The organism is Aromatoleum diolicum (assembly GCF_012910955.1).
Classification (GTDB): Bacteria; Pseudomonadota; Gammaproteobacteria; order Burkholderiales; family Rhodocyclaceae; genus Aromatoleum; species Aromatoleum diolicum.
In genome coordinates this window covers 1-8,007 of the sequence record NZ_WTVQ01000078.1, presented here as the reverse complement: position 1 = coordinate 8,007, position 8,007 = coordinate 1, and the positions used below count along the sequence as shown (strand labels likewise).

The following is an 8,007-nucleotide window of genomic DNA, read 5'->3' as shown; positions in this document are numbered from 1 at the left end:
ACGATGAACACCACCAGCAGCTTCAGTGCGATCAGGCACAGCGCCAGCCCGACGACGACGCCGGGCGCCTCGACCAGCAGGCCGAGATTGGCCCCCATCCCCACCGCCATGAAGAACACGCCGAGCAGCAAGCCCTTGAACGGCTCGAGGTCGGCTTCCAGTTCGTGGCGGTATTCGGAGTCCGCCAGCACCACACCGGCGAGGAATGCCCCGAGCGACGCGGACAGGCCGGCCCAATCCATCAGCAGGGTGGTCGCGATCACCACCAGCAGCGCCGCCGCGGTGAAGGTCTCACGGCTGCCGAGGGTCGCGATCCACGTGAATACGGGCCGCACCAGCACCCGCCCCGCAAGCACCACGCCGGCGATCGCGGCGGCCGCGCCCAGCATCGGCAGCGGGGCGAAATCGGCCGCGCCGTCGCCCAGCAGCGGCAACACGGCCAGCACCGGGATCACCGCCATGTCCTGAAACAGCAGGATCGCAAAGGCGTCACGTCCGTGGCGATCGGGCAGCTGGTTACGTTCGGCCAGCGACTGCAGCACCATCGCCGTCGATGACATCGCGCCGGCCAGGCCGATCACCACGGCGGCCCGCGCATCGAGGCCGAAGCTGGCCGCCAGGGCTGCCAGCGCGAGCGTCGTGAGCCCCACCTGCAGACTGCCAAGGCCGAACACCGGCCGCCGCAGCATCCACAGACGCGAAGGCTTGAGCTCGAGGCCGATCACGAAGAGCAGCAGCACGACCCCGAATTCCCCGAAATGCAGGATCACCTCCACGTCCCGGATCAGGCCCAGCCCCCACGGGCCCAGCAGCACACCCGCGATGAGATAGCCCAGCACCGCGCCCAGCCCGACCCGCTTCGCGAGGGGGATCAGGAGCACGGCGGCCAGCAGGATGAAGGCGGTCTGGGTAAGCATGGTCCGGTCGCCCTGCGGAAGTTGGGGGATAAAGCGTCGACGGGTGGTGCAGAACGGCTACGCGCCGGCCTTGTCCTGCAGCACGCGCGCGAGCCACGCCTCGACGTCGCGCAACTCCTCGAGGCAGACCCCGTGCTCGGTCTCGTACGCGTGCCAGTCGAGCGCGTAGCCCTCGGCGCGCAGGAACGTGCCCGAGCGCTCGGCGAAGTCGTAGGGAATCACCGTGTCGCCGTAGCCGTGGGCCATGAAGATCGGCGTATCGCGGTTGGCGGGCTGCGCCTCGGCGGCCAGCGTGTCGGCCAGCGGCAGGTAGGTCGACAGCGCGAGCACGCCGGCCAGCCGCTGCGGGCGGCGCAGCGCGGTGTGCAGGGCGATCGCGCCGCCCTGCGAGAAGCCCGCGAGCACAATGCGCGCAGCGGCGATGCCGCGGCCGTTTTCGCGCGCGATCAGCGCCTCGAGCTGCGCCGCCGATTCGCGCACGCCCTGCGCATCCTCGCGGCGGCGCGCGAAGTCGGTGGTCACGATGTCGTACCAGGAACGCATGACGTAACCGCCGTTGATCGTCACCGCCCGCATCGGCGCGTGCGGAAAGACGAAACGCGTCGGCGGCAGGCGGTCGGGGTCGAACTCTCGGACCAGCGGCTCGAAATCGTGGCCGTCGGCGCCCAGGCCGTGCAGCCAGATCACCGCATGGGTCGGCTTCGGGCCGGTCTCAACCTCGACGGTGGGCAGGACGGGGGTGCTGGCTGGGGTCATGGCGGTGGCATCCGGAAGGGGTTGTTCGGGGCGCGGCCGGTCATTCCGCCATCCGGCATGACCCCGGAGGCGGTCGGCACATACAGTAAAATAGCGGATTCTCCGACCCCCGACGCAGGAACCCCAACATGCTGCAAAAACTCTCGTCCTTCCCCGGCATCGCCGGCCCGGTCGTGGTCGTCGTCATGGACGGCTACGGCATTCCCAAGCACGACGTCGGCAGCGCCATCGCCGCGGCGAAGAAACCGACCCTCGACGCGCTGTTCGCCAGCTACCCCCACGTGCTGCTACGCGCGCACGGCACGGCGGTCGGCATGCCCTCGGACGAGGACATGGGCAACTCGGAAGTCGGCCACAACGCCATCGGCGCCGGCCAGGTCTATTCGCAGGGCGCCGCGCTGGTCGCCGGCGCGATCGATTCCGGCGCCATCTGGCAGGGCGCCGCGTGGCAGCAGATCGTCGCCGGCGCCAAGGCGGGTCGCGGTGTGCTGCACTTGATCGGTCTGTTCTCCGACGGCAACGTGCATAGCCACATCGACCACCTCAAGGCGATGGTGCTGCGCGCCCGCGACGAGGGCGTGAAGGCGGTACGCATCCACGCGCTGCTCGACGGCCGCGACGTGCCCGAGACCAGCGCCCTCGAATACCTCGAGCCCTTCGAGGCCTTCCTCGGCGAGTTGCAGGCAGCCGGCTTCGATGCGCAGATCGCCTCGGGCGGCGGCCGCATGGTCATCACCATGGACCGCTACGACGCCAACTGGAAGATGGTCGAGCAGGGCTGGCACACTCACGTGCTGGGCCGCGGCGAGCAGTTCGCCAGCGCCTCCGAGGCCGTGCGCGCGCTGCGCGAGCGCCTGCCCCGCACCATCGACCAGGACCTGCCCGCCTTCGTCATCGGCAAGGACGGCCAGCCGGTCGGCACCATCGAGGACGGCGACGCGGTGGTCTTCTACAACTTCCGCGGCGACCGCGCGATCGAGATCACCCGCGCCTTCGAGGAGGGCGAAGGCTTCGACAAGTTCGACCGCGTGCGCGTGCCCAAGGTGACCTACGCCGGCATGCTGCAGTACGACGGCGACCTCAAGCTGCCCAAGCGCTTCCTCGTCGATCCGCCGGCCATCCGCGACACCATGAGCGAATGGTTCGCCAAGAGCGGCGTTGCCCAGTTCGCGTGCTCCGAGACGCAGAAGTTCGGCCACGTGACCTACTTCTGGAACGGCAACCGTTCGAACAAGTTCGCGGGCGAGACCTGGCAGGAAGTGCCCAGCGACGTCGTGCCCTTCGAGCAGCGCCCGTGGATGAAGGCCGCCGAGATCACCGACGCGATGATCGACGCGATCCGCAGCGGCCAGCACAAAGTCCTGCGCTGCAACTACGCCAACGGCGACATGGTCGGCCACTCCGGCCACTTCCGCGCCGCGACGATGTCGATCGAGGCCGTCGACCTCGCGCTGTCGCGCCTCTTGCCCGCGATCGACGCGGCCGGCGGCGTGGCGTTGATCACCGCCGACCACGGCAACGCCGACGAGATGTTCGAGCTCGACAAGAAGACCAAACAGCCCGCGCAGAACACCGACGGCTCGTTCAAGGCCAAGACCGCGCACACGCTCAACCCGGTGCCGCTGATCCTTTACGACAACGTCAGCGGTGGCAAGCTGGGCCTCAAGACGCTCGAAGGCGCCGGCCTGTCGAACATCGCGGCGACCGTCGCCAACCTGATCGGCTTCGAGAAGCACGAAGCCTGGGACGCGAGCCTGCTCGAGGTGCGCTGATCCGCCGGGCCGCCCGTCACGACGCGGCGGGTGGCCAGCCGCGGCTCAGGCCAGTTCCAGCCAGCGGTCGCGCAGCGCGCCGAGCGCGCGCTCATCCAGCCCGGCGCGGGCCTGCAGGTAGCCCTGCATCGAGCCGTAACGCTCCGTCACGGCGTCGCAGGCGGCCCGCAGATATTCGGGCCGGGCATCGAGGAGCGCGTCGACCATCTCGCTGTTCGCCGGCCGTTCCGTGACCCGCTGCAGCAGCTTCGCCAGGACCGCGCGGCGCTCCTCGTTGGCTGTCTCGCGAACGCTGCGGGACAGCAGGTAGTCCGCCATCACGTCCTCCTCCGCCACGCCCAGTGCATGCAGGAGCACCGCGACCGTGAAACCGGTGCGATCCTTGCCCACGACGCAATGCACCAGCACCGGCACCTCGCCCTCCCGAAACAGCCGGAACAGCGTCGCCAAGTGCGGCGCGAGCGCCTCGGGAAACTGACGGTACATCTGCATCATCATGCCGACCGCGCCCGCCACGCCCTGCCGCGTGCGCAGCGGCTCGGCCAGCTCGGGGTTGCTGCGAAGGTCGCCGACGAGCTCGATCGGAATCTGCCGCACACCGCGCTCGGGAAGGCTGTTCGGAAACCGGCTCCGCTCCGAAGCCGTGCGCAGATCGCACACCGTCTTCACGCCGAGCGACGCGAGCACGTCCCAGTCCGCCCGCTGCAGCCGATCGAGCTGATCCGAGCGCAACACCGTATGCCCCGCGATGCGCCGTCCGTCCCGCGTCGGCAAGCCCTTGAGGCTGCGAAAATTGCTCGTCCCGCTCAGTTCAATCCGCACTGCCATCCCCTCCCGTTCCGCCCCCTGCGGCGGCCGCGATTTTGACAGTTTACGCGCTCGGAGGCGGATGGGGAGAGTCGCCTTCGCCTCGAATTTCCTGCGCGCTCGGCAGGTCCGGGGCGGGCATGCTACCGAACAACCAGCGAGGGGACGAAATGCGGCAAGGTGGCGACCGACGATACCCCAGCCCCGCAGATCAACACGTTCCGGAGGCGCCGCCAACTCGAGAACGAGGAACTTCCCGCAATGGCGTCAGCTTGCCCGTCATCGGTGCGCCCCAGAACTCGAACAGCCCGACGCCATGGCGTCGGTAGCGGCTGCGCAGCACGAAGTCGTGTACCTCGTCGAGCCATACGCGTGCCGCATTGCGGGTGCACCAGCGCAGCGCGCGACGCAGGGCAGCGTCAGGATGGGCAAGCAGCCGGAACACGACACGGGGACGAAGCTGCAGCGCAACTTCCAGCGCCTTCACGGCGAGGAAGACCTGCCACGCCGCCAGGTGGCGGGTATTGAGGACCTGATGACGGTAATCCCATTTCGACCGGTCCTCCTGGACCACGTCCCGATGACCGCTTTCGGCGTAGAAAGCCGTCCATCGGTGAGGCGTGACGTACATGGCGTTGAGCAGGTCCGGATCGTAGGCGCATAGACGGCGGAAGGTGCGCCAGTAGTCGGACAGACGTTCTTGCTCAAAACCGAAGATCTGCCCCGCCATGGACAGGATGCCGTGCTGGCGCAGCAAGCGGATCGCTTCCCGGTCGACGGACTGGGTCGAGTCCTTGCTGATGTTTTCCAGGATGACGGGATCCGTCGATTCGAGTCCCATGAGGCAGCACTCGAGGCCGGCGGCCTTGTAGAGGTGCAGCATGTCGGCATCGCGCACGATATCGCCGGCCCGGATCGAGGCGAACACCTTGACCGGGACGGCCTGCGCGATCATGGCTTCGAGGAAACGTCGCCAGATCCTTCTGGAAGTGGTCGGATTCTCGTCTGCGAGGTCAACGAAATTCACCCCGTGACGACGATGCAGCCAGCCGATCTCGGCGGCGACGCGCTCGGGATCGCGGTGACGCCAGCGCGTCCAGAAATCGCGTTGACCGCAGTAAGTGCAACGGTGCGGGCACCCCCGGGACAGCTGGATGATGGCGGAACGGCCGACGCCCCAGCATTGATAGTGGTCCCAGTCCTCGATCAACTCCCAGCCGATGCGGTAGGCGTCCAGCTTGATGGGCGGGGCATCCGGCGTCGTGACCACGCGTCCCGCCTGACGCACGAACAAACCGGGTACCGACGCGAGCGGCTGTCCGTCGCTCAGGGCGGCGACGAGTTCCAGTGTCGTCTGCTCACCCTCGCCGCGTACCACGATGTCGACCGACGGTTCCGCGGCGAGGATCTCCGCTCCATGGTAGGTCGGGAAGACCCCTCCATACACGATCGGCACCTCGGGAAGGGCAGGCTTGATCGCTCGGGCCATCTCGACCACCGTGGGATGCGCCGGAGTCGAGCCGCCATGGCCCGTCAGAATGAGCTCGGGCGCCAGTCGTCGAGCATGCTCGGCAACCTGTGGCACCGACAGGCACAGCACTTCGGCATCGAGCAGGGTGACATCGTGGCCGGCATCGAGCAGCGGGCCACCGATGGCAAGCAGGCCGAGCGGAGTCTGCTCGCCGAGTCCGTGGGCACTCGATACCGCGCGGTAAGGCGGGTTGATGAGGAGGATACGCATGCTGAACTCCCGGAGACCTAGCGGCGATACGCACGGCAGCTGCCACCTGCATCGCAGGCCGGCATCATTCGCGCGAACACGCCGCCATAGCGTTGCGACAGTTCGATCCGATGACGTGCGAACCAGCGGTAGGCACGCTCGGTAATCCAGGCCGCTACCGGCCAACGAGTCGGCGCCACGGCCCAGCCCCAACCATTCGCGGTCAGGGCAAGGCGAAACGCTTCCGGCCCCTCGACGACAGTTCCGTCGGCGCAGCGCGCATGAATACGTTCCAGCAACTGATCAACGCTGCGGCCATACGGAGCCGGATCGAAGGATGGCGCGGTGATGTCGATGAAGACGAGACGCCCGCGGGAATCTCCCTTGCGCAGCCAGGCGACGTCGAACTGGCAGATCCTGCAGTGACCGTCATAGAGGAACTCGAGCGGGTAGCGTGCATCATCCATCGTCATCACCTTTATTGACTGTTGTTTCAGTAAATACAGAAACACATGCGCAAAAAAATAGCCGCCTTCGGTTCTTCACCTGGCACCGCAGTCCGGCATGAAGCGTTCGGTAGCGGCGTCGGGTGCATGTCACCAGTATAAAATTACTGTTTATTCTGTCAAGACAGAAAATCAAGAAATTACACGCGATCTCGTTCGCGTTGACGTGCGGATGCCTCGCGGACGAACCGCTTCCCGGGCAACGCCGGACTTTGGCCTTGTGCGGAGTCTCGCTATCGCTGAGCCCGACTCAGGGTTCGGCAAGCTCGTAGCTTGTGCTGCGGCCGCCAGTTGGCGACTTTCGCAGTACCCCCTGAGACAGCAACTCGCTGATATCGCGTAGCGCAGTATCCGAAGAGCACTTGGCGATCGCCGCCCACTTGCTGGTCGTGAGCTTACCCTCGAAGCCGTCGAGCAAGCGGTTGAGCAGCGTGATCTGGCGCTCGTTCATCGGCACACCGGCGAAGCGCTGCCAGAAGCGCGCCTTGGCGAGGACGACATCGAGGGTGAGCTGCGCCTGATCAATCGCCAGGTGCAGGGTCGTGAGGAACCACGCGAGCCATTCGGTGACATCCAGGGTTCCTTTCTGGGTTCGTTCGAGAATCTCGTAATACCCTTTGCACTCGCGCTGAATCTGCGCCGACAGGCTGTAAAAGCGCTGTGGCGCGCCATCGGCGCGGGCAAGAAGCAGATCCCCAAGGGCACGGGTAATGCGCCCATTGCCGTCGTCAAAAGGATGGAGAGTGACGGTCCGCAGATGGCCCAGCCCCGCCCTGATTGCCGACGGCCAGGTCGGTCGCTGACGGTTCCCAGATTTATCACGTCGGGTGGAATGAAAAAGGCGCTGATTTCTTCATGAAATCAGCGCCTTTAAATATCTGGCGCGCCCGAGACGATTCGAACGTCCGACCCCTGCCTTCGGAGGGCAGTACTCTATCCAGCTGAGCTACGGGCGCCTTGTGCCACTTGCGTGGCAACGGAACGCAGCATTATACCCGAACTGCGGCACATGACGACCCCTGCCTTCGGAAGGGCCGTGCTCACGGCTGGTGCGGCACGAGGCAGGGGTGGCTACGCCCCTGACGCCTCCCGCGCGGTCAATGCCGCGAGACTCTCCAGAGCCTTGTCGAAGTCATAGTCCGCGATGTTTGCCGCGACCTTTTTCAACATGGGCGCCAGGGACGTGCCGGCGGTGCGCTGCGTGAGCGCGGCGACGGCGTCGGCGGCTTCGGGGTCGCTGTCTTCGAGCAGGGCTCGGAGCCGCTCCAGGTCTTGTTGCAGGTTCGCGGCGCCGATCGTCGCTAAGATTTCTCCCGCCGGCGGCGGCGCGGTTTCGGGCGTGCCGAGCTGCTGCAGGCCTTCGATGACAGGGGCGAGTTCGGCAAGCGTCCGTTCCAGCAGGGGGGCGAGCCGCGCAGCCGGGGCCTTGTCACGGCAGGCCTGTTCGAGCGCGTCGGCAGCCGTCTGGACACCTCGCGCGCCGATGTTGCCGGCGTTGCCCTTGAGGGTGTGGGCGGCCCGCATGGGGG

General features: G+C 66.9%; 8 protein-coding genes and 1 tRNA gene. 1 reads left to right on the top strand and 8 read right to left on the bottom strand.

Annotation, left to right across the window (positions count from 1 at the left end):
* Both GPA25_RS23160 and GPA25_RS23155 read right to left on the bottom strand, forming a co-directional pair.
* A partial coding sequence (locus tag GPA25_RS23160) for a monovalent cation:proton antiporter-2 (CPA2) family protein (RefSeq protein ID WP_211163324.1) occupies positions 1-917 on the bottom strand: 917 nt, incomplete at its 3' end.
* A 57-nt stretch (positions 918-974) separates the two neighbouring features.
* Positions 975-1,673, bottom strand: a complete 699-nt coding sequence (locus tag GPA25_RS23155) for an alpha/beta hydrolase (protein WP_169262762.1) — start codon at positions 1,671-1,673, stop codon at positions 975-977.
* Positions 1,674-1,801: 128 nt separating this feature from the next.
* Between GPA25_RS23155 and gpmI the strand changes: the two genes are divergently transcribed.
* Complete coding sequence (gene gpmI / locus GPA25_RS23150; RefSeq protein WP_169262761.1) at positions 1,802-3,445, top strand: 2,3-bisphosphoglycerate-independent phosphoglycerate mutase; 1,644 nt, start codon at positions 1,802-1,804, stop codon at positions 3,443-3,445.
* 45 nt (positions 3,446-3,490) lie between these two features.
* Here the strand turns inward: gpmI and GPA25_RS23145 are convergent, their stop codons facing one another.
* From GPA25_RS23145 to GPA25_RS23120, 6 genes are all read right to left on the bottom strand, one after another.
* Positions 3,491-4,273, bottom strand: coding sequence for a tyrosine-protein phosphatase (locus tag GPA25_RS23145; protein WP_169262760.1), 783 nt, complete (start codon positions 4,271-4,273; stop codon positions 3,491-3,493).
* A gap of 190 nt (positions 4,274-4,463) precedes the next feature.
* Positions 4,464-5,993 (bottom strand): B12-binding domain-containing radical SAM protein, encoded by a 1,530-nt coding sequence (locus tag GPA25_RS23140; RefSeq protein WP_169262759.1) that lies wholly within the window; start codon positions 5,991-5,993, stop codon positions 4,464-4,466.
* A gap of 17 nt (positions 5,994-6,010) precedes the next feature.
* On the bottom strand, positions 6,011-6,439 hold the full coding sequence (locus GPA25_RS23135; RefSeq protein WP_169262758.1) for a thiol-disulfide oxidoreductase DCC family protein: 429 nt from the start codon (positions 6,437-6,439) through the stop codon (positions 6,011-6,013).
* A gap of 289 nt (positions 6,440-6,728) precedes the next feature.
* On the bottom strand, positions 6,729-6,929 hold the full coding sequence (locus GPA25_RS24135) for a hypothetical protein (protein WP_246266126.1): 201 nt from the start codon (positions 6,927-6,929) through the stop codon (positions 6,729-6,731).
* A gap of 428 nt (positions 6,930-7,357) precedes the next feature.
* Positions 7,358-7,434, bottom strand: a tRNA-Arg gene (locus tag GPA25_RS23125).
* Between the two features lie 115 nt (positions 7,435-7,549).
* On the bottom strand, positions 7,550-8,007 hold a 458-nt coding region (locus GPA25_RS23120), incomplete at its 5' end, for an Hpt domain-containing protein (protein ID WP_211163323.1).

Bases quoted from the DNA above. Each gene is read 5' to 3' on its own strand.
- GPA25_RS23155 (WP_169262762.1), bottom strand. From the start codon at position 1,673: ATGACCCCAGCCAGCACCCCCGTCCTGCCCACCGTCGAGGTTGAGACC.
- gpmI (WP_169262761.1), top strand. From the start codon at position 1,802: ATGCTGCAAAAACTCTCGTCCTTCCCCGGCATCGCCGGCCCGGTCGTG.
- GPA25_RS23145 (WP_169262760.1), bottom strand. From the start codon at position 4,273: ATGGCAGTGCGGATTGAACTGAGCGGGACGAGCAATTTTCGCAGCCTC.
- GPA25_RS23140 (WP_169262759.1), bottom strand. From the start codon at position 5,993: ATGCGTATCCTCCTCATCAACCCGCCTTACCGCGCGGTATCGAGTGCC.
- GPA25_RS23135 (WP_169262758.1), bottom strand. From the start codon at position 6,439: ATGGATGATGCACGCTACCCGCTCGAGTTCCTCTATGACGGTCACTGC.
- GPA25_RS24135 (WP_246266126.1), bottom strand. From the start codon at position 6,929: ATGAACGAGCGCCAGATCACGCTGCTCAACCGCTTGCTCGACGGCTTC.